General features: G+C 63.1%; 19 protein-coding genes. 12 read left to right on the top strand and 7 right to left on the bottom strand.

The window, feature by feature from the left end:
* The first annotated feature begins 169 nt into the window (after window positions 1-169).
* On the top strand, window positions 170-610 hold the full coding sequence (locus tag AC1MEK_RS00360) for a carboxymuconolactone decarboxylase family protein (protein ID WP_480394267.1): 441 nt from the start codon (window positions 170-172) through the stop codon (window positions 608-610).
* A gap of 204 nt (window positions 611-814) precedes the next feature.
* Here the strand turns inward: AC1MEK_RS00360 and pdxR are convergent, their stop codons facing one another.
* Window positions 815-2,248, bottom strand: a complete 1,434-nt coding sequence (gene pdxR / locus AC1MEK_RS00355) for a MocR-like pyridoxine biosynthesis transcription factor PdxR (protein ID WP_480394266.1) — start codon at window positions 2,246-2,248, stop codon at window positions 815-817.
* A gap of 216 nt (window positions 2,249-2,464) precedes the next feature.
* Here pdxR and AC1MEK_RS00350 point away from each other — a divergent pair, with 216 nt between their 5' ends.
* From AC1MEK_RS00350 to mnmH, 6 genes are all read left to right on the top strand, one after another.
* Window positions 2,465-2,905, top strand: coding sequence for a carboxymuconolactone decarboxylase family protein (locus AC1MEK_RS00350; RefSeq protein WP_480394265.1), 441 nt, complete (start codon window positions 2,465-2,467; stop codon window positions 2,903-2,905).
* Window positions 2,906-3,092: 187 nt separating this feature from the next.
* Window positions 3,093-3,740, top strand: coding sequence for a LysE family translocator (locus AC1MEK_RS00345; RefSeq protein WP_480394264.1), 648 nt, complete (start codon window positions 3,093-3,095; stop codon window positions 3,738-3,740).
* 203 nt (window positions 3,741-3,943) lie between these two features.
* Entirely contained in the window at window positions 3,944-6,013 is a 2,070-nt protein-coding gene (gene treS, locus AC1MEK_RS00340) for a maltose alpha-D-glucosyltransferase (protein WP_480394263.1), read from the top strand.
* A gap of 209 nt (window positions 6,014-6,222) precedes the next feature.
* Window positions 6,223-7,377: an MFS transporter gene (locus tag AC1MEK_RS00335; protein WP_480394763.1), complete on the top strand. Its 1,155-nt coding sequence runs from the start codon at window positions 6,223-6,225 to the stop codon at window positions 7,375-7,377.
* Between the two features lie 45 nt (window positions 7,378-7,422).
* Window positions 7,423-8,457: a selenide, water dikinase SelD gene (selD, locus tag AC1MEK_RS00330; RefSeq protein ID WP_480394262.1), complete on the top strand. Its 1,035-nt coding sequence runs from the start codon at window positions 7,423-7,425 to the stop codon at window positions 8,455-8,457.
* Window positions 8,457-9,557 carry a tRNA 2-selenouridine(34) synthase MnmH gene (gene mnmH, locus AC1MEK_RS00325; RefSeq protein WP_480394261.1) on the top strand — a complete coding sequence of 367 codons (1,101 nt, stop codon included), beginning with the start codon at window positions 8,457-8,459 and terminating at the stop codon, window positions 9,555-9,557. Before selD ends, mnmH begins: the two co-directional genes overlap by 1 nt.
* A 158-nt stretch (window positions 9,558-9,715) precedes the next feature.
* Here the strand turns inward: mnmH and AC1MEK_RS00320 are convergent, their stop codons facing one another.
* A complete protein-coding gene (locus AC1MEK_RS00320) occupies window positions 9,716-10,771 on the bottom strand; it encodes a permease (RefSeq protein WP_480394260.1) in 1,056 nt (351 codons plus the stop codon).
* Window positions 10,772-10,957: 186 nt separating this feature from the next.
* Here AC1MEK_RS00320 and AC1MEK_RS00315 point away from each other — a divergent pair, with 186 nt between their 5' ends.
* Window positions 10,958-12,067, top strand: a complete 1,110-nt coding sequence (locus AC1MEK_RS00315) for a DUF2817 domain-containing protein (RefSeq protein ID WP_480394259.1) — start codon at window positions 10,958-10,960, stop codon at window positions 12,065-12,067.
* Window positions 12,068-12,219: 152 nt separating this feature from the next.
* Here the strand turns inward: AC1MEK_RS00315 and AC1MEK_RS00310 are convergent, their stop codons facing one another.
* The 3 genes from AC1MEK_RS00310 to AC1MEK_RS00300 form a co-directional block, all read right to left on the bottom strand.
* Entirely contained in the window at window positions 12,220-13,056 is an 837-nt protein-coding gene (locus tag AC1MEK_RS00310; RefSeq protein WP_480394258.1) for an NAD-dependent protein deacetylase, read from the bottom strand.
* A 95-nt stretch (window positions 13,057-13,151) separates the two neighbouring features.
* Window positions 13,152-14,141: a DMT family transporter gene (locus tag AC1MEK_RS00305; protein ID WP_480394257.1), complete on the bottom strand. Its 990-nt coding sequence runs from the start codon at window positions 14,139-14,141 to the stop codon at window positions 13,152-13,154.
* Window positions 14,142-14,240: 99 nt separating this feature from the next.
* Window positions 14,241-16,340 carry a sensor domain-containing protein gene (locus tag AC1MEK_RS00300; protein WP_480394256.1) on the bottom strand — a complete coding sequence of 700 codons (2,100 nt, stop codon included), beginning with the start codon at window positions 16,338-16,340 and terminating at the stop codon, window positions 14,241-14,243.
* A gap of 341 nt (window positions 16,341-16,681) precedes the next feature.
* On the opposite strand from AC1MEK_RS00300, the gene AC1MEK_RS00295 reads away from it, so the two are divergent.
* From AC1MEK_RS00295 to AC1MEK_RS00280, 4 genes are read left to right on the top strand one after another with little or no spacing between them, the layout of a single operon-like run.
* Window positions 16,682-17,347, top strand: coding sequence for an amino acid ABC transporter permease (locus tag AC1MEK_RS00295; RefSeq protein ID WP_480394255.1), 666 nt, complete (start codon window positions 16,682-16,684; stop codon window positions 17,345-17,347).
* Window positions 17,328-17,987, top strand: coding sequence for an amino acid ABC transporter permease (locus AC1MEK_RS00290; RefSeq protein ID WP_480394254.1), 660 nt, complete (start codon window positions 17,328-17,330; stop codon window positions 17,985-17,987). Before AC1MEK_RS00295 ends, AC1MEK_RS00290 begins: the two co-directional genes overlap by 20 nt.
* A complete protein-coding gene (locus AC1MEK_RS00285; RefSeq protein WP_480394253.1) occupies window positions 17,984-18,745 on the top strand; it encodes an amino acid ABC transporter ATP-binding protein in 762 nt (253 codons plus the stop codon). The genes AC1MEK_RS00290 and AC1MEK_RS00285 overlap by 4 nt, the downstream gene beginning before the upstream one ends.
* On the top strand, window positions 18,742-19,575 hold the full coding sequence (locus AC1MEK_RS00280) for a transporter substrate-binding domain-containing protein (RefSeq protein ID WP_480394252.1): 834 nt from the start codon (window positions 18,742-18,744) through the stop codon (window positions 19,573-19,575). Before AC1MEK_RS00285 ends, AC1MEK_RS00280 begins: the two co-directional genes overlap by 4 nt.
* A 328-nt stretch (window positions 19,576-19,903) precedes the next feature.
* Here AC1MEK_RS00280 and AC1MEK_RS00275 read toward each other — a convergent pair whose 3' ends face one another.
* Entirely contained in the window at window positions 19,904-21,082 is a 1,179-nt protein-coding gene (locus AC1MEK_RS00275) for a cystathionine gamma-synthase (RefSeq protein ID WP_480394251.1), read from the bottom strand.
* A complete protein-coding gene (locus AC1MEK_RS00270; RefSeq protein WP_480394250.1) occupies window positions 21,079-22,455 on the bottom strand; it encodes a pyridoxal-phosphate dependent enzyme in 1,377 nt (458 codons plus the stop codon). The genes AC1MEK_RS00275 and AC1MEK_RS00270 overlap by 4 nt, the downstream gene beginning before the upstream one ends.
* Between the last annotated feature and the right edge of the window lie 294 nt (window positions 22,456-22,749).

Here is a 22,749-nt window from a genome sequence, read left to right as displayed (position 1 = left end):
CATCGAAAAGTTGACAGTCATCATACAACTGCATTTTTCCGCCCGCAACCGCTGTCCGTCTCCGGCGATCGGCGTCGCATTGGCTTCCTGATCTTTGCCGGGATTGGTTATTGGGCGCATTGCCTGCGACGCATAAGCTGGCAGCCTGTTTCCCGTTGCGAGCGCTGCCATGGCATCCCGAATCGATTACCACAAGGCCTCGCCCGGCGCGATCAAGGCGATGCAGGCGCTGGAGCAGGCGGTCGGCCGCTTACCGCTGGAGCCTGCGCTGGTGCTGCTGGTCAAATTGCGGGCCTCGCAGCTCAATGGCTGTGCCTGGTCGGTGGATCGCTTCACCCACGAGGCCAGCCTGCAGGGCGAGTCAGAGCGCAAGCTGTATGCGGTGGCGGTGTGGCGGGAATCGCCGCTGTTCAGCGAACGCGAGCGGGCAGCGCTGGGCTGGACCGAAGCGGTCACACGCATCGCCCAGACTCACGCGCCGGACGCAGACTATGAATGGCTGAGCCAGCACTTCAGCGAAAGTGAGCGGGTGGATTTGACGTTGCTGATTTCGACGGTGAACAGCTGGAACCGGTTGACGGTGAGTTTCGGGCAGCAGCTCGACGGTTGATTGAACGCGTTGCTTTTGATTCTGCCCGGAGGGCGTGGGAGCCGAGCTTGCTCGCGATCTGGCGCGAAGCGACAGCAAAACCCGTGTATCCGATGTACCTGACACGGCCAAGGTGTCTGAATTTACTGCCGCTTCGCGCCAGATCGCGAGCAAGCTGCGCTCCCACGCCCTCCGGGCAGAATCAAAAGTGCGGCGTTTAGACCTTCAACCAATCTGCAGCAACAAATCCCGCAACCGGTCCATCGCCGGGTCGATGTCCAGCGTCTCGATCGCGCCGAACCCCAGAATCAAACCATCGCGCACAGGTGTGTCGTGGAAGAACCCGGTCAGCGGATAGAGGCCGATTTCCACCTTGCGCGCCAGTTCGATCAGCAGCGGCAGGTTCACCGGCTTCTTGAACATCACCGCCATATGAAAACCGGCCGTTGAGGGAATCGCCTCGAGCCACGGCGACAGGTCTCCGGAGAAGCGCGCGAGGATGCGCTCGCGGCGGCTGGCGTAGATGCTGTGGCAGCGGCGGATGTGCTTGTTGAGCAGGCCCTCACTGATGAACTTCGCCAGCGCCCATTGCGGCAGGGTGCTGGTGTGCCAGTCGGTGAGTTGCTTGGCTTTGATCACTGCTTCGAGAATCGCCTTGGGCAGCACCGCGTAGCCCAGGCGCAGTTCGGGCAAAAGGGTTTTGGAAAAAGTGCCGACATAGGCCACCACGCCGAACTGATCCATGCTTTGCAGTGAGTCGGTGGGCCGGCCCTCGTAGCGGAATTCGCTGTCGTAGTCGTCCTCGATGATGATCGCGCCGATGCGGCTGGCCTTTTCCAGCAGGGCCTGGCGACGGGCCACGCTCATCGGCATGCCCAGCGGCATCTGGTGCGACGGGGTGACGTAGATCGCGTGGGCGTTTTCCGGAATCTGCTCGACGATGATGCCTTCATCATCCACTGGCACGCCGACCACATTGGCGCCCTGTGCGGTGAACAAGAGGCGCGCGGGTGTGTAGCCGGGATCCTCCATCGCCACAGTGCAGCCGGGCTCCAGCAGCACCCGGGCGATCAGGTCCAGCGCCTGCTGCACGCCGTTGCACACCACCACATCGTCGGCCACGCAGCGCACGCCGCGGGAGAACGCGATGTGCCCGGCTATCGCGCTGCGCAACGACGGCAGGCCCTCTGGTTGACTGTAGAAGCCACGGGCCTGGGACATCTGGCGCAGTGCGTATTGGGTGCAGCGGCGCCATTCATCGTGGGGGAACTGGGTCTTGGCCGTGGCGCCGCCGATGAAATCGCAACGCAGCGTGCCTTCCAGCGTGGGGTGGCGCAGGGGCAGGGAAATGTTCGCCCACTTCTTCACCGAGGCATCGCCCGCCAACTGCGAACTGACCTGCTGGCGCTGCGGGGTGCGGCTCAGAGCGTTGACGAAGGTGCCGCTGCCGATCTTGCCCACCAGGTAGTTTTCGTAGGTCAGGCGGCTGTAGGTGTCGGAAATGGTCTTGCGCGAAAGGCCCAATTGGGCGGCGAGCAGGCGGCTGGGCGGCAGCTGCACGCCGGCGGCCAGGCGCCCGGATTCGATGCTGTCGCGCAGCTGCTCATACACCTGGTTCGCCAGGTCCTTGCGGCCCTGAATGACGATGTGAAGTTCCACGAACGGCTCCCGAACGGACGGGGCTCTGGCAACCCCTGCCCGGGAATTCTAGCCAGCGCCCGGGAAGCGGGGATAGCTGCGCACTGAAAAAAGCCCGGATTGGTCTCCTGCTGCGAGGCACCGATTGGACTGTTGCAAATAGCGTCGATTGGCGGTGGTGCGCCTCTGCAAGCGGGCTTAAGGTGAAGGTCCCGGAAACTGACTCAAGGCCGCGCCGTGGAACCCCGTCTGGATTACTACACCGCATCCCCCGATGCCCTCAAGGCGCTGATGCTGCTGGAGGCGGCCAACTTCGATCTGGGTGTCGAGAAACCGCTGATGGAGCTGGTCAAGCTGCGGGTTTCGCAACTCAACGACTGCGCGTTCTGCGCCGACATGCACGCCACCGAAGCGCGCAAGGGCGGCGAGAGCGAGCGGCGCCTGCACAGCCTGGTGGTGTGGGAGCATTCGAGTCTGTACAGCGAACGCGAGCGCCTGGCGCTGGCCTGGTGCGATGCCGTGACGTTGCTGGACCGGCCGGTGATGGCGGGTGATCTGTATCAGCGCTTGTGCGCCGAGTTCAGTGAACGGCAAGTGGTGGATCTGACCGTCGGCATCGCCACCATCAATTGCTGGAACCGCCTGGCGGTGAGTTTTCGCAAGGGGCCGGCAATCTGAAGCGTGCATGCGATTTTTTTGTAGGAGCGCGCTTGCCCGCGATTGCGCCGTGTCAGTCACCGCAATGGGCGCAGACATACCGTTATCGCGGGCAAGCGCGCTCCTACGGGTCGAGGTGTGTCGGCAAACGCGATCAGACCCGCTATCCTGCTCGCCTTCTTTCAAGATCGTGCAACGGATACCCGACATGGAGTTCACCAGCGGCTTTTTGCTGAGCCTTTCCCTGTGCCTGGACATTGGCGTGGCCAACATCGCCATGATCACCCTGGCCATGCAACGCGGCTACCTGCAAGGCTTCTGGCTGGGGCTGGGCACCTGTTTCGGTGATCTGTTCTATGCGGTGCTGGCGCTGGCCGGGATGACCGTGCTGCTGCAATACGAATGGATTCGCTGGGCGCTGTGGATCGGCGGCTCGCTGTTGCTGATCGGTTTTGCGGTGAAAATGGTCTTCTCGGCAATCAACAGCCATAAAAGCCTGGCACTGGCCGACGAGGCCGATAACCGCTCCAGCCTTCGCGAATTCTCCCGCGGGGTGTTTCTGGCAGTCTCTTCACCCACCGCGATTCTCTGGTTCGCCGCGGTCGGCGGCACGCTGATTTCCCGCGCCGGTGGCCACGGCAGCCTGAGCACGGCGTTTTTCCTCTCCGGGTTCTTCAGCGCGGGTGTGGCTTGGTGCGCGTTCATCTGCTTTGCCGCGAGTCACGGTGGGCGATTGCTGGGCGATCGGTTGCTCAAGTATTCGTACTGGGTATCGGCGGCAATCTTCTGCTATTTCGCGGTGTACGTGATTGGCTCGGGGTATCAGGAATTCATCGTCAACGCCGGCCGGTATTGAGCCCGGATCGCCGATTTGTAGGAGCCGGCTTGCTGGCGAATGCGGCATGTCAGACGCCTCAGGGTTGAATGCTCCACCGCATCGCCAGCAAGCCGGCTCTTACACGGTTCAATGAGATGCAGCCAATCTACGAACGTTTGCGTCTTCGCGGGCTCATAGGCTAAAGCACCTTCTCCAATTCAGCGAAGACGGAACTGGACCCTATGACCACACCGGACAAGCAGTACGTGGAATGGCTGGTTGAGCAGTCGATGCTCAACGCCGCAAAGCAACGCGCCAGACTCTACGGCGGCCAGGGACGGCTCTGGCAACGCCCCTACGCACAGGCCCGCGCCCGGGACGCTTCGGCGATCGCCTCGGTGTGGTTCACCGCCTATCCGGCCTCGATCATCACCCGCGAAGGTGGCTCGGTGCTTGAAGCCCTGGGCGATGAACAGCTCTGGCACGCCTTGTCCGAAATCGGCATTCAGGGCATTCACAACGGCCCGCTCAAGGCCTCGGGCGGTCTGAAAGGGCGCCAGAAAACACCCAGCATCGACGGCAATTTCGACCGCATCAGCTTCGAGGTGGATGCCGATCTCGGCACCGACGCCCAGTTCCTCAACCTGAGCCGCATCGCCGCTGCGCACAACGCGGTGATCGTCGACGATGTCATCCCGTCGCACACCGGCAAGGGCGCCGATTTCCGTCTGGCCGAGCTGGCCTACGAGGACTATCCGGGGCTCTACCACATGGTGGAGATCCGCGAGGAAGACTGGCCGCTGTTGCCCGACGTGCCACCTGGCCGCGATGCGATCAACCTGCCGCCGGCCACCTGCGATGCCTTGCGCGACAAGCACTACATCGTCGGCCAGTTGCAGCGGGTGATCTTTTTCGAGCCCGGGGTCAAGGAAACCGACTGGAGCGCCACGCCGGTGATCACCGGGGTCGATGGCAAGGCCCGGCGCTGGGTGTACCTGCATTACTTCAAGGAAGGCCAGCCTTCGCTGAACTGGCTGGACCCAAGCTTCGCCGCGCAGCAGATGATCATTGGCGATGCGCTGCATGCCATCGATGTCATGGGCGCGAGAGTGCTGCGGCTGGATGCCAACGGCTTCCTCGGGGTCGAGCGCAAGGCCGAAGGCACGGCCTGGTCGGAAAGCCACCCCCTGTCGATCACCGGCAACCAGCTACTGGCCGGGGCGATTCGCAAGGCCGGTGGTTTCAGTTTCCAGGAACTGAATCTGACCATCGACGACATCGCCGCGATGTCCCATGGCGGCGCTGACCTGTCCTACGACTTCATCACCCGGCCCGCGTACCAGCACGCGCTGTTGACCGGCCGCACCGAATTCCTGCGCCTGATGCTGCGTGAGGTGCACAATTTCGGCATCGACCCGGCGTCGCTGATCCACGCCTTGCAGAACCATGACGAACTGACCCTGGAGCTGGTGCATTTCTGGACCCTGCACGCCCACGATCAGTACCTGTACATGGGCCAGACTTTTCCCGGCAACATCCTGCGCGAGCACATCCGCGAGGAAATGTACGAGCGCCTGGCCGGCGAGCACGCGCCGTACAACCTCAAGTTCGTCACCAACGGCGTGTCCTGCACCACGGCGAGCATCATTACCGCGGCGCTGGGCATTCGTGATCTGAACGCCATCACCCTGGCGGACATTCAGCAGATTCAGCACATCCACCTGCTGCTGGTGATGTTCAATGCCATGCAGCCGGGTGTTTTCGCGTTGTCGGGCTGGGATCTGGTCGGCGCCTTGCCGCTGCCTGCCGAGCAGGTCGAGCACCTGATGGGCGACGGTGACACTCGCTGGATTCACCGCGGCGCCTACGATCTGGTGGACCTGGACCCAGACAGCGAAGTGTCAACCGGCGGCATGCCCCGGGCCAAGACCTTGTATGGCAGCCTGGTGGAGCAACTGCAGAAGCCGGATTCGTTCGCCTCGCAACTGAAAAAGATTCTCGCCGTGCGCCGGGCCTACGACATCGCCGCCAGTCGGCAGATTCTGATCCCCGACGTCGCGCACCCGGGCCTGCTGATCATGGTTCACGAACTGCCGGCCGGGAAGGGCACGCAGATCACCGCGCTCAACTTCAGCCCGGAAACCCTCGTCGAAACCCTGCACCTGCCCGGCATCGCCCCGGGGCCGGTGGTGGACATCATCAACGAGCGGGTCGAAGGCGATCTGACCGAGGCGGGCGAGTTCACCATTACCCTGGACGCCTACGAAGGGCTGGCGTTGCGGGTGGTGAGCATGGCGGCGCCGATGATGTAGGCTCTGCTTTTGATTCTGCCGTAGGCGTGGGAGCGTGGCTTGTCCCGCGATCTGGCGCGCAGCGGCAGCAAAACCATCCCCCTTGGCCGTTTCAGACATACCGCATACACAGGATTTGCTGCCGCTTCGCGCCAGATCGCGGGACAAGCCACGCTCCTACGCCCTTCGGGCAGAAGCGTTCGGCGATCGTATTCATTCAGATTTAAGGTATCTCTTTGTCCTCCGCTCAATCCGCCAACACCCCAACCCTCATTCACCTCTGGAGCTACCGCCTGACCTTCCTGCTCTCCGGCATGTCGCTGGGGGCCTGGGCGCCGCTGGTGCCGTTCGCCCGCGACCGGGCCGGGCTCGAAGAGGCAGAACTGGGCCTGTTGCTGCTGTGCTTCGGCCTGGGCTCGATGCTGGCGATGCCGCTGGCGGGGATGATGACTACGCGCAGGGGCTGTCGCTTCGTCTCGATCGCAGGCGGGCTGCTGATCTGCGCGACGCTGCCGCTGCTGGCCACGCTGTCGTCGTTTTCCGCGCTGGCTGTGACGCTGGCGTTGTTCGGTGCCGGGCTTGGCAGCATCGATGTGGCGATGAACGTGCAGGGGTTGATGGTCGAGCAGGACCATGGCAAGCCGATGATGTCGGGTTTTCACGGGCTGTTCAGCCTGGGCGGCATCGTCAGCGCGGCCTTGATGGGCCTGCTGCTGTGGAGCGGGGCCTCGCCGCTGGTCGCCGTTCTGGTCATCGTCGCGCTGGTGGCCGGCATGCTCGGCTGGCATGCCAGACATTTGCTCCCTTATGGCGCGGATGATCCTTCGGCGCCGTTCTCCTGGCCCTCGTGGCGAGTGCTGGTGATCGGCCTGTTGTGCTTTGTCGCGCTGTTGGTCGAGGGTGCGATCCTGGACTGGAGCGCGGTGTTTCTGAACCGCGCTCACCAGATCGACCTGTCGCTGGCCGGCGCGGCCTACGCGGTGTTTTCCCTGACCATGGCCGCTGGGCGTTTTTCCGGCGATGCGTTGCGCAAGCGCTTTGGCGCGATGAAGCTGCTGATCGGCGGTGGCCTGCTGGTGCTGGTCGGGTTCGTCATGGCGGTGCTGTTGCAGCCCTGGCCGCTGTTCATGCTCGGCTTCGCCTTGATTGGCCTGGGGTTGTCCAACACCTTTCCGGTCTATGCTTCGGTGGTCGGCGAGCAGAGCGTCGTGCCGGCGGGCCTGGCCATTGCCATCATCACCGGGATCGGCTACTGCGGCATCCTGATGGGCCCGGCGCTGATTGGCTTCGCGGCGCATTTCATCGGCCTGCGCGAAGCGCTGCTGTGCGTGGGCGCGCTGATGCTGGCGCAGGTGTTGACCGCGCGACGGATGACCCGTCACTGACGCGCTCTGGTAAACTTGCGCGCCTTGAAACTCAAGGGTCTCCCCATGAACGACACGGTTCGTCTTACCCAGTACAGCCACGGCGCCGGTTGTGGCTGCAAGATTTCTCCCAAAGTGCTGGAAACCATTCTGGCTGGCAGCGGCGCGCAAAACCTCGATCCGCGCCTGTGGGTCGGCAACGCCTCGCGCGATGATGCAGCCGTCTATGCCATCGACGACGACAAGGGCGTGGTGTCCACCACCGACTTTTTCATGCCGATCGTCGACGATCCCTTCGATTTCGGTCGCATTGCGGCCACCAATGCCATCAGTGACATCTACGCCATGGGCGGCGACCCGCTGATGGCGATCGCCATTCTCGGCTGGCCGGTCAATGTGCTGGCCCCGGAAATCGCCCGAGAGGTCATTCGTGGCGGCCGCGCGGTGTGCGACGCCGCCGGTATTCCTCTGGCCGGCGGACACTCGATCGATGCACCCGAGCCTATCTTCGGCCTGGCTGTCACGGGGTTGGTGGAAAAACGCTTCATGAAGCGCAACGACACGGCCACCGTCGGCAGCAAGCTGTTCCTGACCAAACCCCTGGGTATCGGCATTCTGACAACCGCCGAGAAAAAAGGCCTGTTGCGCGACGAAGACATCGGCCTGGCGCGCGATGTGATGTGCACGCTCAACAAACCGGGTGCGCGTTTTTCAAGGCTCGCAGGCGTCACCGCAATGACCGATGTCACCGGTTTTGGCCTGTTGGGGCATCTGGTGGAAATGGCCGATGGCAGCCAGTTGACGGCGCGGCTGAACGCAGCGGCGGTGCCGCGTCTGGGCAGTGTCGACTTCTACATCGAGCAGCAGTGCATCCCAGGAGGCACCCATCGCAATTTCGACAGCTATGGCGAGCGCATCGGCGCGCTGAGTGATGAGCAGAAGCTGCTGCTGTGCGACCCGCAGACCAGCGGTGGCCTGCTGATCGCCGTGGAGCCCGCCGAAGAGTCAGCGTTTCTGGCGCTGGCCGAAGAACTGGGCCTGGCACTGGCGCCGATCGGCGAGCTGGTGGAGCGACAGCGACTCGCGGTCGAGGTGTTTTGATGCGCGACAACAGCGCCCATTTTCGTGACATTTTCCTGCACGACATTCCGATGATGGACGTGCGCGCCCCGGTCGAATTCACCAAAGGTGCCTTTCCGGGTGTGATCAACCTGCCGCTGATGAATGACATCGAGCGGCAGAAAGTCGGCACCAGCTACAAGCAGGATGGCCAGCAGGCGGCCATCGAGCTGGGCCACAAACTGGTGTCCGGCGAGCTGAAGCAGGCGCGGATTCAGGCCTGGGCGGATTTCGCCCAACGCAATCCGCAGGGTTTTCTGTACTGCTTTCGCGGCGGCCTGCGCTCGCAGATCACCCAGCAATGGCTCAAGGACGAGGCGGGCATCCAGTATCCGCGTGTCATCGGTGGCTACAAGGCCATGCGTAACTTTCTGATCGGCGTGACCGAGCAGGCGGTGGCCGAGTGCGATTTCGTGTTGATCGGCGGCATGACCGGCACCGGCAAGACCGAAGTGCTGCAGGAACTGGACAATGCCCTCGATCTGGAAGGCCACGCCAACCATCGCGGCTCCAGTTTCGGCAAACACGCCACGCCGCAGCCGGCCCAAATCGATTTCGAGAACCAGCTGGCCATCGACATCCTGAAAAAGCGCGCCCGACACCGACACCAGTTCGTGATCGAAGACGAGGGGCGAATTGTCGGCATCTGCGCCGTGCCGCTGGAGCTGTACCGCAGCATGCAGGCGGCGCCGCTGGTCTGGCTGCAAGACAGCTTCGAGGCGAGGGTGGAGCGGATTCTCAAGGATTACGTGATCGACCTGTGCGCCGAGTTTATCCAGGTGCAGGGTGTCGAGACGGGCTTTGCAGGCTATGCCGAGCGCCTGAAACAGAGCCTGGCCAGCATCACCCGGCGGCTCGGTGGCGAGCGCTATCAGCGCCTGGCGGCCATCATGGACAGCGCGCTCGAAGAGCAGCAACGCAGCGGCAGCGTCGAGCAACACCGCGCCTGGATCAGCGCCATGCTCGGCGAATACTACGACCCGATGTACGCCTACCAGCGCGACAGCAAGAAGGCACGGATCGAATTTGCCGGTGACCGGCAGGCGGTGGTCGAGTATTTGCGGCACCGCGCAAACAGATAGCGCAGCGCACCAAGCGATAGCCGGAGTCCTCAGGACCTGGGCCAGGCACGGACCCTGTAGGAGCGAATTCATTCGCGATGCGATAGTCCTGACGATGAGTCTTTGTCGTCTGACAGAATTTCGCGAATGAATTCGCTCCTACAGGGATCATGTTCTCTCTACAACATCGCAGCGCCGATCAAGCCGCTTATCACACCGATCAGCATGGTCAACACGCCCACGGTCACCAGCACCCGCGTGTCGAAGGATTTGCGCAGCATCAGCAACGACGGCAGGCTCACGCTCGGCAGGGTCATCAGCAACGCCACGGCGGGCGCGGTGCCCAGGCCCAGGGTCATGAGGGTCTGGACGATCGGGATTTCCGCCGCGGTGGGGATCACGAACAGCGTGCCGACAATCGCCAGCGGCACCAGCCAAAGCAGGCTGTTGCCCATCGCCCCATCCACATGCGGGAACAGCCAGACCCGCGCGGCGCCCAGTACCAGTACCGCCAGCACGTAGATCGGGATGGTGGTCCAGAACAGCTGCCACAGGGTCCTGGCCCAACGGGCGAACAGGCTGCCCTGGTTGGCGCTTTCGGCCTCGACCACCGCTTCCACGGCTTCTTCAGGCAAGGCTTCGGGGCGCGAAATTCGCTGGGCTACCAGTGAAACACCGACCACCAGCACGATGCCGGCCAGCAGCCGCAATGCGGTGAAGCCCCAACCCAGCACGAAGCCCATGAACACCAGCGTCGCGGGATTGAGCACCGGGTTGGCGATCCAGAACGCCAGCGCCGCACCGACCGAAACGTTCTGCTTGCGCAAACCCGCGGCCACCGGCGCCGCGCAGCAGCTGCACATCATGCCGGGGAGGGCGAACAGGCCGCCGCGCACCGTCGAACCCAGGCCCGCACGACCGAACAGGCGCAGCAGCCAGTCCCGAGGAATCAGCACCTGCAACAGGGAGCCGAGAATCACCGCCAGCACGGCGGCTTTCCAGATCGCCAGGAAATACACCTGCGCATAGGCCAGGGCCGCCGCCCAGGGATTAGCCGGGTTATCGTTGATGATCGAGCCGCCGATGTTGTGGGTGTCGGCGGCGACGAAGGACTTGAGGTAGTACGGCGACCACTTGACGTAGTACAGGCCGATGGCGGCCACCAGCAGAAACAGCAGCGGTTTCCACCAGAAAGACCAGCCTCGGCGTTCGGAAGTAAGCGGAAGTGTGGACATGGGGGGATTCCGGGGCAAGAAAACGAAAGGGCGCGATGATACGCCTTCGTTTGGCAGTGTAGTAGCTGTTGCAAGCTGTGTCGGCGCGGTCTTTGCGGCATGCTTGTTGCTCTTGCCCAGGCTCCGGACGTCGTGCAGCATGGCCCATCGATCTGCGTGATATCGCTTTGTGTCCGAGAGGTTTCAATGAGCTCCTTTTTCCCGCAACGGCCTTCCTACAGCCAACTCCGTGAACGCTTTCTGGCGGCTGCCACTGCCGCGGGCGCGCAATTGACTGAATACACACATCCGCTCAAGGGGCCGTTCGGCGAAACGCTGGCCACCGATGTCGCCTGGCTGGGCGATCCCGATGCGCGCAAGGTGCTGGTGGCACTCAGCGGCACCCACGGCGTGGAAGGCTATTACGGTTCGGACTGCCAGAGCCGCTGGCTGGAAAGCCTCGCGGGTCAAGGGTTGCCCGAAGGCGTGGCGGTGCTGATGATTCACCTGATCAACCCCTGGGGCACCGCGTGGATGCGCCGGGTCAACGAGGACAACCTCGACCAGAACCGCAATTACCTGGATTTCCGAAAACCGTTGCCGGACAACCGTGCCTACCACGATGTCCACGCCATCTATGCCTGCGAGCAGTTGCAGGGGCCGCAGCGGGACCAGGCCGACGCGCTGTTCCAGGCCGCCATCGCCGAGCAGGGCTGGTCTGGCCTGATGTCAGTGGTGGAGGCCGGGCAATACGCGTTTGCCGACGGCCTGTTTTATGGCGGCTCGCAGCCGAGCTGGTCGAACCGGACGCTGCGCGAGATCGTCGGTAAACACCTGAGTGGCGTCGACGTGGCGGCCTGTTTCGATCTGCACACTGGCGCGGGGGATTACGGCCACCCGATGCTGATGAGGATCGTCGAGTCGGCCTATCCGGCGCTCGATGACGCGCGGGCGCTGTTCGGGCCGTGGCTGTTCACCCTGATCACCGGCGCCAATCAGGTCAGCGAAACCGGCGTTGCGGCCACGTCCACCGGCTACACCTCGCAAATGCTGCTCAATGCCTTGCCGGGGGTGCACCTGATGCCGTTCGTCATCGAGTGCGGCACTTATCCCGGCGCTGAGGTGCACGGGCACCTGCGCGACGATCACTGGCTGCATCTCTATGGCGACCCGCTGGACGAAACCGGCCGGCGGATCAAGCTGGGTTTGCTGGAGCAGTTCTACCCGGCCGACCCGGACTGGCAGGAGGTGGTGTGGCTGCGCACCCGCCAGATCTGGGACAAGGCGCTGGCGGCGTTGCCGGGTATCGAATCCTGAGACTGGCGCGGGTTATCTGTAGGAGCGAATTCATTCGCGAAGCGGTTTCAGGCGACAAAAATGCGTCGGCTGGACTGGCCATTCGCGAATGAATTCGCTCCTACAGGTGGCGGCAGCGCCATCAGCATCGCTGCCGCCGGCAAGCCGGACGGCTACGGGGCGATGAGTCTGCGGGCCAAATCTGGTAACAGCACCTCGCACGAACCGGCGATCTTCACGTCCAGCACCTCATCGGCCCGGGTCTTGCCCAGGTTGATGGCGATCAAGGGTTTGCCCTGATCGGCCATGGCCCGGCACAAACGAAACGCGGAATAGGCCATCAACGACGTGCCAATCGCCAACAGCCCGTCGGCCTGCTCGACCCGGGCCATGGCCCTGGCCGCTGTGGCGGGCGCAACATTTTCCCCGAAAAACACCACATCCGGTTTCATCCGCTCACCGCCGCAGTGCGGGCAATGGGGGACCTGAAAGCGCTCCTCGAACGCCGGATCGAGCAAGGTGTCGCCATCCGGCGCCTGAACCGCATCGACCCCGGCCAGATAAGGGTTCTGCTCGAGCAAGGTGTGCTGGATCAGGTCGCGCTCGGTGCGCTGACGGCAGTCCAGGCACAGCACCCAGTGCAGGCTGCCGTGCAATTCGATCACCTCAGTGCTGCCGGCCTGGTCGTGCAGGGTGTCGACGTTCTGGGTGATCACGCCGCTGATCAGGCCATGCTGTTGCAGCCTGGCCAGTGCTTCATGGGCCGTATTGGGCTGTGCGGCGCGGACCCGTGGCCAGCCGAGCATCGCCCGGGCCCAGTAACGCCGGCGCGCTTCGGGGGCGTTGAGGAACTCCTGGAACATCATGGGCTGGCGCCCGCGCCGCACACCGTCGCCATCGCGATAATCGGGAATGCCTGAGGCGGTGCTGATCCCGGCACCGGTCAGCACCACGAACGAGCGGTCGCTCATCCAGTGCAGCAGGGTTTGGACAGCAGAGTGATCAGCCATGCACGGGGCCTCGTCGGTGCGGTGGTGCGCCGATACTAAACGAGGTCGGCGCCAAATGGTCAGGCCGGTTTGTCCGACACGAACCGGCCGGGCGGCTACGGGGTGGTTTCGCGTTGTTTTTGCTGGCTTGGGATTGCGGCGCTGTCGGCTGGCTCTGCCGCCTTGACCGTCTTGCGCGCCGACAAACGCGACACGCCGAAGATCACCAGCGCCAGCCCGATCAACTGAAACACCGAGATCGCTTCGTTCAGCGCCAGCCACGAGGCGAAGATGGTCAGCACCGGCCCCAGGTTGCCGAACGCGGCGGTGTGGGTGGCGCCCATGCGCTGAATCGCCAGCGCCATCCAGTAGATCGGCAACACGGTCGAGACCATGGCCATCAGGCCGCCGTAGATCCACACCGGCGCTGGCAGGCCGGTCAGCACCTGCAGATCGCGGGTCATCGCGAAATGAATCAGTACCATCACCGACGACACGCTGCCGGCAAAGCCTGCCAGACGTGTCGAGCCTACACGGCGGATCATTACCCCGGTGCCCAGGTAATACAGCGCGTAACTCACCGCGCTGGCGAACACCCACGCCGCGCCGATCAGCATCTGGCCGCCAGCGCCATGCTGTTGCAGGTCATGCACCAGTGCCACGCCCAGCCCGATGTAACACAGGCCCATCGCCCCCAGCGTGCGGCGGGTCGGGCGTTCGCCCAGGGCGACGATCTGCATCACCAGCACCAGCGTGGGGTAGGTGAAGAGGATCAACCGCTCAAGGCCGGTGCTGATGTATTGCAGGCCGTAGAAGTCGAACAGGCTGGACAGGTAATAGCCGATCAGACCCAGCATCAGAATGCGCGCGATGTCGTTGGCAGTGAGCCTGGGCTGGTCGGCGCTGCGGCTGAGCCAGATCAGCCAGAGAAACAGCGGCAAGGCCAGGCCCATGCGGATCGCCAGGACCGTGATCGCATCGATCTGCGCGGCCTGGTAGGAGAGTTTGACGAAGACGGCTTTGAGGCTGAAACCGGTGGACGACAGCACGGCGAACAGCACGCCGTTGCGTACGCCGCGCTGCAGCAGGGAGGTCAGGGCATTCATGAAAGGGCCGGGGCAGACAGGAAAGGCCCTATTCTAATCAGATGTCCGTCCGCTCAGTGACGCATTTTCACGAAGGGTGCATTCGGAGCGCGAGAGGGGTCATTCCTCATCAATCATTGACGACAGCCGCTCACCCGCCGGCATCGGCCGACCGAAGTAATAACCCTGGAAGTGCGAGCAGCCCTCGCTGATCAACTGCTGCATCTGTTCGATGGTTTCGACCCCTTCGGCAGTGGTCTTGATCATCAGGCTGTTGCTCATGCCAGTGATCGCCCGCACGATGGCCAGCGCCTCTTTGCTGTTGGCCATTTCCCGGACGAACGACATGTCGATCTTGATCCGGTCGAACGGGAACGAACGCAGGTAGCCCAGCGATGAATAGCCGGTGCCAAAGTCATCCAGCGAAATTGCCACGCCCAGCGCCTTCAACGCCTTGAGGGTGTTGACGTTGTCGTCGCTGTTTTCCAGCAGCACCGATTCGGTGATTTCCAGTTCCAGCCGCGCAGGATCAAGCCCGGAGTCGGCCAGCGCCAAGGCCACCGCGTCGACCAGCCCCGGGTTGTTGAACTGCACCGGCGACAGGTTGACCGCCACCGTCTGGTTAGTGCCCCAGTTCGCCGCTTCCTGGCAGGCCAGGTTCAACGCGCGATTGCCGACTTCATGGATCAGCCCCGTTTCCTCGGCCATGGGGATGAAGTCCATCGGCATGATCGCGCCCTTGGTAGGGTGGATCCAGCGCAGCAGCGCCTCGTAGCCGGAGATTTCTTCGCCGCCCTGGCCGACGATGGGCTGGTAGTGCAACTGCAAGTGGCCGAAATGCAGGGCCGTGCGCAGGTCGGTTTCCATGGTCCGGCGATAGCGCGCCGATTCATCGAGTTGCGCCCTGAAGCGCTCGAAACGGTTGCGCCCGTTGCGTTTGGCCTCGTACAGGGCCATGTCGGCGTAGCCCATCAGCTGCTCGGGGCTTTGGTGGTCCTCCGGCGACAAGGCGATGCCGATGCTCACGCCCACCGAGCAGCTGTGGCCTTCGATCAGGAATGGCGGCCGTACCGACTGAATCAGCCGTTGCGCAGTCAGCTCGGCGGCTTCGGCGGTGTCCAGCTCCGGCAGGATCACCGCGAACTCGTCGCCGCCCAGGCGGGCCAGGGTGTCGCGATCCCGCAGCTCCGAGCGCAGGCGATTGCTCAGGGCGCGCAGCAACTTGTCGCCAAAGCCGTGGCCCAGGGCGTCGTTGATGTTCTTGAAATCGTCCAGATCCAGGCACAGCGCGGCGGTCAGTTTTTCCGAACCCTGGGCCTGCAACAGGGTGTTCTTCAGGCGATCATGGAACAGCACCCGATTGGGCAGGCCGGTGAGGGCGTCGTGGTGCGCCATGTGGTGGATACGCGCGGTGGCGGCCAGCTCCACGGTGACGTCTTCGGCGACGAACAGCACGTAATCGGTGGCGTTGCCCGGGTCGCAGTTGAGCACGGTACGGCTGCGCAGGGTCTTGGGGCCCTTGTTGGTGCTGATCAGGGTTTCGGCGGTCCTGATCTCGCCCGCGCGCAGGTCCGCGCTCATTTGCTGGTCCATGTACGCGGCCACGTCAGGTGGCAGGCACTCGCTGAGCAAATGCCCGACCATGCCGGTGCGGCGATTGGCCAACAGCGTCTCGGCCTGCTGGTTGGCCAGCAGCACGCGATGGGTATGGGCATCCTTGACGATGACACTGGCCGGGATATTGGAAATCACCGAGTCGAGAAAGCGCGACAGCGAGGCCATCTCGGCGCTGTATTGCTCGGCCAGGACCTTGGCTTCGAGAATCTGCAGCTCGTTCTGGCGGCGTTCGCTGATGTCGCGGGTTATCTTGGCGAAACCCAGCAGATGGCCATCTGCGTCGCGCACCGCATCGATCACCACATGGGCCCAGAACGAGCCGCCGTCCTTTTTCATCCGCCAGCCCTGGGCCTCGAAACGCCCGGTGCTGCGGGCGATTTCCAGATTCAGGCCGGGCTGGTCGCAGTCGCGTTCTTCCTGGCTGTAGAACACCGAGAAGTGCTGGCCGACGATTTCCTCGCGGGTATAGCCCTTGGCCCGCTGAGCGCCGGCGTTCCAGTTGGCGACGATGCCCTCGGGGGTCAGCATGTAAATGGCATAGTCCACCACGCCTTGGATCAGCAGCCGGTACATGGCATCCGAGTGGTCAGTGAACTGCTGCATGGACATACCTCATGTGAATCGGCCAAACGCTTGCGTAAGACGGGCGGTGGGAGCAGGGCATACCTGCCAGCGATAGTGGCATTATGCTGCCTAAACTGGCTGAAGTGATACAGCACTTTAGGTGTGTATAACTAATGTATTGATAAATGTGTAGATCTGTTCGGCTGCGGGTGACGGCCGGAACCTGTCGCGGATGTTGCCGGGGCAACAGTCATTCAGCAGGACCGTTTGAAAACAATCAGTTAGCGCTCGTTTTTAACCAGTGAGGCCCTGTGTTTGCGCGACTTTCAGATGGCACAAAGCCTGCAACCGTCCGGGTCCATCCCTGCCGATGCCCTGAAATGAATTTCGATGTTGCCTTTGCCCTGTCCACCTTGCCGGCGTTTGTCACGGCGGTGGGCGTCACCCTGCAAGTGGGGCTGATCGCCATTGCCACTTCGCTTGTCGTCGCACTCGTCAACGCGGCGATTCTCATGTTTCGTGTGCCGTTGCTGCAGCCGCTGGTGCGGGTCTATGTGGAGCTGGCGCGCAATACGCCGCTGTTGATCCAGCTGTTTTTCATCTATTTCGCCTTGCCCAGTGTCGGCATTCGCATCTCCGGCTTTGCCTCGGCGATCATCACCATGACTTTTCTCGGCGGCGCCTACCTCACCGAAATCCTGCGGGCCGGGATCGACGCCGTGCCCAAATCACAGATCGAGTCGGGGCTGTCCATCGGCCTGTCGCGCTGGCAATTGCTGCGCCATGTGATCCTGCCGCAAGCCGGCATCCTCAGCCTGCCGGCGCTGTTCGCCAACTTCGTGTTCCTGCTCAAGGAAACGACGGTGGTGTCGGCCGTGGCGGTCCCGGAAATCCTCTACACCACCAAGAATTACATCGCCCTGTATTACAAGACCTACGAGATGCTCGCGGTCATGACCGGGCTGTGCGTGCTGCTGTTCGTGCCGTTGTCGCTGTTGCTGCGGGCGCTGGAAAGGAGGCTGCAACATGGCCAGTTCGGGGCTTGAACTGTTGTGGGTGTCGGCGCCGCAACTGGCGACCGGCATCGGCCGTACCCTGGGTATCTCGTTGCTGGCCATCGTCTTCAGCAGCCTGGGCGGGGTGATCTACGGCGTGTTGCGCAACCTCGGCGTGCGTTGGCTCGACGCCATTTTGCTGGTGTACCTGGAGCTGTTCCGGGCCATTCCGGTGCTGGTCTGGCTGTACCTGTTCTTCTTCGGGCTGCCGATCTTCTTTGGCTGGAGCATTCCCGGTTTCGGCTGCGCGGTACTGGTGCTGTCGCTGTGGGGCGCGTCGGAAGTCGGCGAGGTGGTGCGTGGTGCGCTGCGTTCCCTGCCGCAGGGGCAGCGTGAGGCGGGGCTGGCGATCGGCCTGGATCTGCCGCGCCTGTACGGCAAGGTTCTGCTGCCGCAAGCCTTGCGGCGCATGACCCCGCCGCTGATCAACGTCTACACGCGGCTGATCAAGACCAGCTCGCTGGCGGTGCTGATCGGCGTGGTGGACGTGATCAAGATCGGCCAGCAGATCATCGAGCGCACCTACGAATCGGTGCTGATCTACGGCTTCCTGTTCGTGTTTTTCTTTCTCGTCTGTTATCCGCTGTCAGCCGCCTCCCGCGTGCTTGAGCGGCGGTGGAATCATTCATGAGTGCATTGATAGAACTTGCCGGTTTTTCCAAGAACTTCGGCAGCACCCCGGTGTTGCAAGGCATCGACCTTGCGGTGCGTGAAGGCGAGGTGGTGGTGATCCTCGGCCCCAGCGGCTGTGGCAAGAGCACCTTGCTGCGCTGCCTCAACGGCCTGGAACTGGGCCACGCCGGAACCTACCGCTTTGCCGGACGCGAACTGCCCAACGACACCGACTGGCGCCAGGTGCGCCAGCAAGTGGGCATGGTGTTCCAGAGTTACCACCTGTTCCCGCACATGAGCGTGCTGGACAACATCCTGCTGGGCCCGGTGAACGTGCAGAAGCGCCCCGTGCAGCAGGCCCGCGCCCAGGCCGAGGCGCTGTTGGCGCGGGTGGGCCTGCTGGACAAGCGCGATGCCTGGCCCCGCGAGTTGTCGGGCGGGCAGCAGCAACGCATCGCCATCGTTCGCACCCTGTGCATGAACCCCAAAGTCATGCTGTTCGACGAGGTCACCGCCGCCCTTGATCCGGAGATGGTCAAGGAGGTGCTGGAGGTGATTCTGGATCTGGCCCGCTGCGGCATGACGCTGTTGATCGTCACCCACGAAATGGCCTTCGCCCGCGCGGTGGCCGACCGGATCCTGTTCATGGACGGCGGCCGGATCGCCGAACAGAGTACCCCTGAAACATTCTTCAGCTCCCCGCAGACCGCACGCGCGCAGCAGTTTCTGGAGAAGTTTTCCTATGTAGAAAACCTGCCCAAAAGGAATGCATCGTGAAGCTTAAATCTGCGCTCGTTTTCCCCTTGCTGGCTGCCGGTCTGTTGATTGGCAGCGTGGCCGCCCACGCCGAAGGTTATCTGGACAAGATCAAGGCCCGGGACAAACTGGTGGTCGGCGTGTTCAGCGACAAGCCGCCGTTCGGTTTTGTCAACGAGAAGGGCGACTATGTCGGTTTCGACACTGATCTGGGGCGTCGTTTCGCCAAGGACCTGCTCGGTGACGAGAAGAAGATCGAATTCGTGGTGGTCGAGCCGGCCAGCCGGATTCCGTTTCTGCAAAGCGACAAGGTCGACCTGATCCTGGCCAACATGACTGTGACACCGGAGCGCGCCCAGGTGGTGGATTTCACCCACCCGAACCTGCGCATGGCGGTGCAGGCGCTGGTGCCGGAGAAGAGTGCGGTGAAGAACCTGGATGATCTGGCCAACAAGACCATCATCGTCACCACCGGCACCACAGCCGATATCTGGCTGACCAAGAACCACCCGGACTGGAAACTGCTCAAGTTCGAGAAGAACTCCGAGTCCTTGCAGGCGCTAGCCAACGGTCGTGGCGATGCCTACGCCCAGGACAATCTGGTGCTGTTCAGCTGGGCCAAGCAGAACCCGGGCTATCGCGTATTGCCGCAGAAACTGGGCGACGAAGCGCCGATTGCGCCGGCGGTGAAGAAAGGTAACGCCGAGTTGCAACAGTGGGTCAACGGCGAACTGTCGAGCCTGGGCAAGGAGAAATACCTGCTCAAGTTGTATAACCAGTACGTGCGTGAGCAACTGGCGGCGGACACCGATCCTGCGGCGGTGATCGTCGAAGGCGGGGAGTGGAAGTAGCGGTTGGCGTCAGGACGTGCCGGTGATGGCGTCCATGAGATCGCCCCGCCGGCAAGCCGTGCTGCTACAAGGTGCGAGATGTACGCGAATTCCGTGGCATTGGGCTGGATCATGGGTGGTCTTGAGATTGCCCCGCCGGCAAGCCGTGCTGCTACGGGGTGCGAGGTGTACGCGAATTCCGTGGCATTGGGTTTGATCATGGGGCGGTCTCGAGATCGTCCCGCCGGCAAGCCGTGCTGCTACGGAATGCGAGGTGTACACAAGTCCGTAGCAGCCGGGCTTGCCCGCGGGTGGCCCTCAAGGTCGCCACCACCCGCAAGGCTTAGCGTCAGATCCCCGCCAACGCCTGCGCCAGGTCCGCGCGCAGGTCTTCGACGTCTTCGATGCCCACCGACAGCCGCACCAATGCGTCGCCAATGCCCAAACGCGCGCGGTTGGCGGCCGGGATGCTGGCGTGGGTCATGATCGCCGGGTGTTCGATCAGGCTTTCCACGCCGCCCAGGCTTTCGGCCAGGGCGAAGATCTCGACCTTTTCCAGAAAACGCTTGGCACCGGCCAGGTCGGTGTTCAGGTCCAGCGAGATCATCCCGCCAAACCCGCGCATCTGCCGGCAGGCCAGCGCATGCTGCGGATGCGAGGGCAAACCGGGGTAGTAGACGCGCTTGACCTGCGGCTGACGCTCCAGCCATTCGGCGATGTCCAGCGCGTTGGCGCAGTGACGCTCCATGCGCAGCGCCAGGGTTTTCACTCCACGCAGGGTCAGGAAGGCATCGAACGGCCCGGCAATCGAGCCCACCGAGTTCTGCAGAAAGCCCAGGCGCTCGGCCAGATCCGGATTGTCGCCGACCACCGCAATGCCGCCGATCACGTCGGAGTGGCCGTTGAGGTACTTGGTGGTCGAGTGCACGACGATGTCGAAGCCCAGCGCCAGCGGGTGCTGAATCCACGGGCTGGCAAAGGTGTTGTCGGCCACGCAGATGATGCCCCGGTCCCGGCAAATCCGGGCGATGGCCGCCAGGTCCGTCAGGCGCAGCAGCGGGTTGCTCGGGGTCTCGACCCAGATCATTTTGGTGTCGTCCTGCAGGCCCGCTTCAAAGGCTGACAGATCAGTCATGTCGACAAAACTGAAACGATGCCCGGCGCTGCGTTTGCGCACCTTGTCGAACAGGCGGAAGGTGCCGCCGTACAGATCATCCCCCGACAAAATGTGCGAGCCGGCATCGAGCAGTTCGAGCACCGAGCCGATGGCGGCCAGCCCCGAGGCGAAGGCAAACGCCTGGCTGCCGCCTTCAAGGTCGGCCACACAACGCTCTAGCGCCCAGCGCGTCGGGTTGTGCGAGCGCCCGTAGTCCAGGCCCTTGTGCACGCCGGGGCTGTCTTGCAGGTAGGTGGAGTTGGCGTAGATCGGCGGCATCAGCGCGCCGGTGCTGGGGTCCGGCGCCTGGCCTGCGTGGATCACGCGGGTGGCGAAAGCGTGGGACGGGTGGCTGTCGTCGTGCTGGGTCATGCCAGGGATCTCCGCAAATGATTGAGCAGGTCGAAACGGGTGATCAGGCCATGGAAGCCCGACGCGTCGGCGATGATCGCGACCAGGCCGCGATCCAGTTCTTCCTGGAGCTGCGCCAGGCTGGCGTCCGGCGGCAGGGTTTCCAGTTTTTCGGTCATGACGTCCGCGACCACGGCGCGAAAGTGCGAGGCGTCCTTGTGTACGTTGAGCAGGATGTCGGATTCATCGATCACCCCCACCAGCTGCTTGCCATTGACCAGCACCGGCAGCTGCGACACATCGGCCAGGCGCATGCGCTGGAAGGCCGTGAGCAAGGTGTCGTCGGGGCCCACGCTGATCACCCGGTCATCCTCGAAGCGGCGGGCGATCAGGTCGCGCAAGTCGCCATAGTGGGTGCGGGCGAGCAGGCCCTGATCGGTCATCCACTGGTCATTGTAGACCTTGGACAGATAGCGGGTGCCGGTGTCGCAGACGAAGCTGACCACACGCTTGGGCTCGGTCTGCTCGCGGCAGAAACGCAGCGCGGCGGCCAGCAAGGTGCCGGTGGACGAACCACCGAGAATGCCCTCGGTGCGCAGCAACTGGCGGGCATGCTCGAAGCTGTCTTCGTCGCTGATCGAATAGGCGTGGCGCACGCTGGAGATATCGGTGAACGACGGAATGAAGTCCTCGCCGATGCCTTCCACCGCCCAGGAACCGGGCGTGGGCAGGGTGCGGGTGCGGCTGTATTCGGCGACCACCGAACCCACGGGATCGGCCAGGACCATTTCCAGATCCGGCTGCACCCGTTTGAAGAAGCGCGTCAGGCCCGTCAGCGTACCGGCCGAGCCGACACCGACGACGATGGCGTCCAGATCGTGCTGGGTCTGCGCCCAGATTTCCGGCGCGGTGCTGCATTCGTGGGCCAGCGGGTTGGCCGGGTTGTTGAACTGGTCGGCGAAGAAGGCATCAGGGATGTCCTTGGCCAGGCGTGCGGCGACGTCCTGGTAGTAATCCGGGTGGCCCTTGCCGACGTCGGAGCGGGTGATGTGCACCTCGGCGCCCATGGCTTTGAGGTGCAGGACTTTCTCGGTGGACATCTTGTCGGGCACCACCAGCACCACGCGATAACCCTTGGCCCGGCCCACCAGCGCCAGGCCCAGCCCGGTGTTGCCCGCAGTGGCTTCGACGATGGTGCCGCCGGGGCGCAGGCTGCCGTCGCGTTCGGCGGCGTCGATCATGGCAAGGCCAATGCGGTCCTTGATCGAGCCACCGGGGTTCTGCGATTCGAGTTTGAGAAACAGGGTACAGGGGCCGGTGTCGATGCGGGTGACCCGCACCAGCGGCGTGTTGCCGATCAGTTCCAGTACGGCGGGACGAGAATCCAAAGCCATGTCTAATCCTCACTGCATGATGCCTATGGGATGGACAGCGGCCCGTCGCGAATGTGCTGTACAGAGATCAAGAGCAACAGGCAGCCCATGGCTGTAAAGGGTAGTTCATGACCTGACTTTAAAAATATGTGTGGTTTGCATGTCCGTGTAATTAGGTTATGCCCAAATGGAATTTCACACTTTCCGCATAAGGCTTTAGCTTATAAGCAAGAGCGTAGTTATACGTAAACGCTATAAATTACCTGCCATCACCTGCGAGACCGCACGCGCGGATCGACCCTGAACTGCCCATCC

It is taken from the genome of Pseudomonas sp. 2 (assembly GCF_056627435.1).
This window is presented reverse-complemented; position numbering and strand designations above follow the sequence as displayed.

Coding starts and splice junctions, on each gene's coding strand:
- AC1MEK_RS00360 (WP_480394267.1), top strand. CDS start 170: ATGGCATCCCGAATCGATTACCACAAGGCCTCGCCCGGCGCGATCAAG.
- AC1MEK_RS00345 (WP_480394264.1), top strand. CDS start 3,093: ATGGAGTTCACCAGCGGCTTTTTGCTGAGCCTTTCCCTGTGCCTGGAC.
- treS (WP_480394263.1), top strand. CDS start 3,944: ATGACCACACCGGACAAGCAGTACGTGGAATGGCTGGTTGAGCAGTCG.
- selD (WP_480394262.1), top strand. CDS start 7,423: ATGAACGACACGGTTCGTCTTACCCAGTACAGCCACGGCGCCGGTTGT.
- mnmH (WP_480394261.1), top strand. CDS start 8,457: ATGCGCGACAACAGCGCCCATTTTCGTGACATTTTCCTGCACGACATT.
- AC1MEK_RS00320 (WP_480394260.1), bottom strand. CDS start 10,771: ATGTCCACACTTCCGCTTACTTCCGAACGCCGAGGCTGGTCTTTCTGG.
- AC1MEK_RS00315 (WP_480394259.1), top strand. CDS start 10,958: ATGAGCTCCTTTTTCCCGCAACGGCCTTCCTACAGCCAACTCCGTGAA.
- AC1MEK_RS00310 (WP_480394258.1), bottom strand. CDS start 13,056: ATGGCTGATCACTCTGCTGTCCAAACCCTGCTGCACTGGATGAGCGAC.
- AC1MEK_RS00305 (WP_480394257.1), bottom strand. CDS start 14,141: ATGAATGCCCTGACCTCCCTGCTGCAGCGCGGCGTACGCAACGGCGTG.
- AC1MEK_RS00300 (WP_480394256.1), bottom strand. CDS start 16,340: ATGCAGCAGTTCACTGACCACTCGGATGCCATGTACCGGCTGCTGATC.
- AC1MEK_RS00295 (WP_480394255.1), top strand. CDS start 16,682: ATGAATTTCGATGTTGCCTTTGCCCTGTCCACCTTGCCGGCGTTTGTC.
- AC1MEK_RS00290 (WP_480394254.1), top strand. CDS start 17,328: ATGGCCAGTTCGGGGCTTGAACTGTTGTGGGTGTCGGCGCCGCAACTG.
- AC1MEK_RS00285 (WP_480394253.1), top strand. CDS start 17,984: ATGAGTGCATTGATAGAACTTGCCGGTTTTTCCAAGAACTTCGGCAGC.
- AC1MEK_RS00275 (WP_480394251.1), bottom strand. CDS start 21,082: ATGACCCAGCACGACGACAGCCACCCGTCCCACGCTTTCGCCACCCGC.
- AC1MEK_RS00270 (WP_480394250.1), bottom strand. CDS start 22,455: ATGGCTTTGGATTCTCGTCCCGCCGTACTGGAACTGATCGGCAACACG.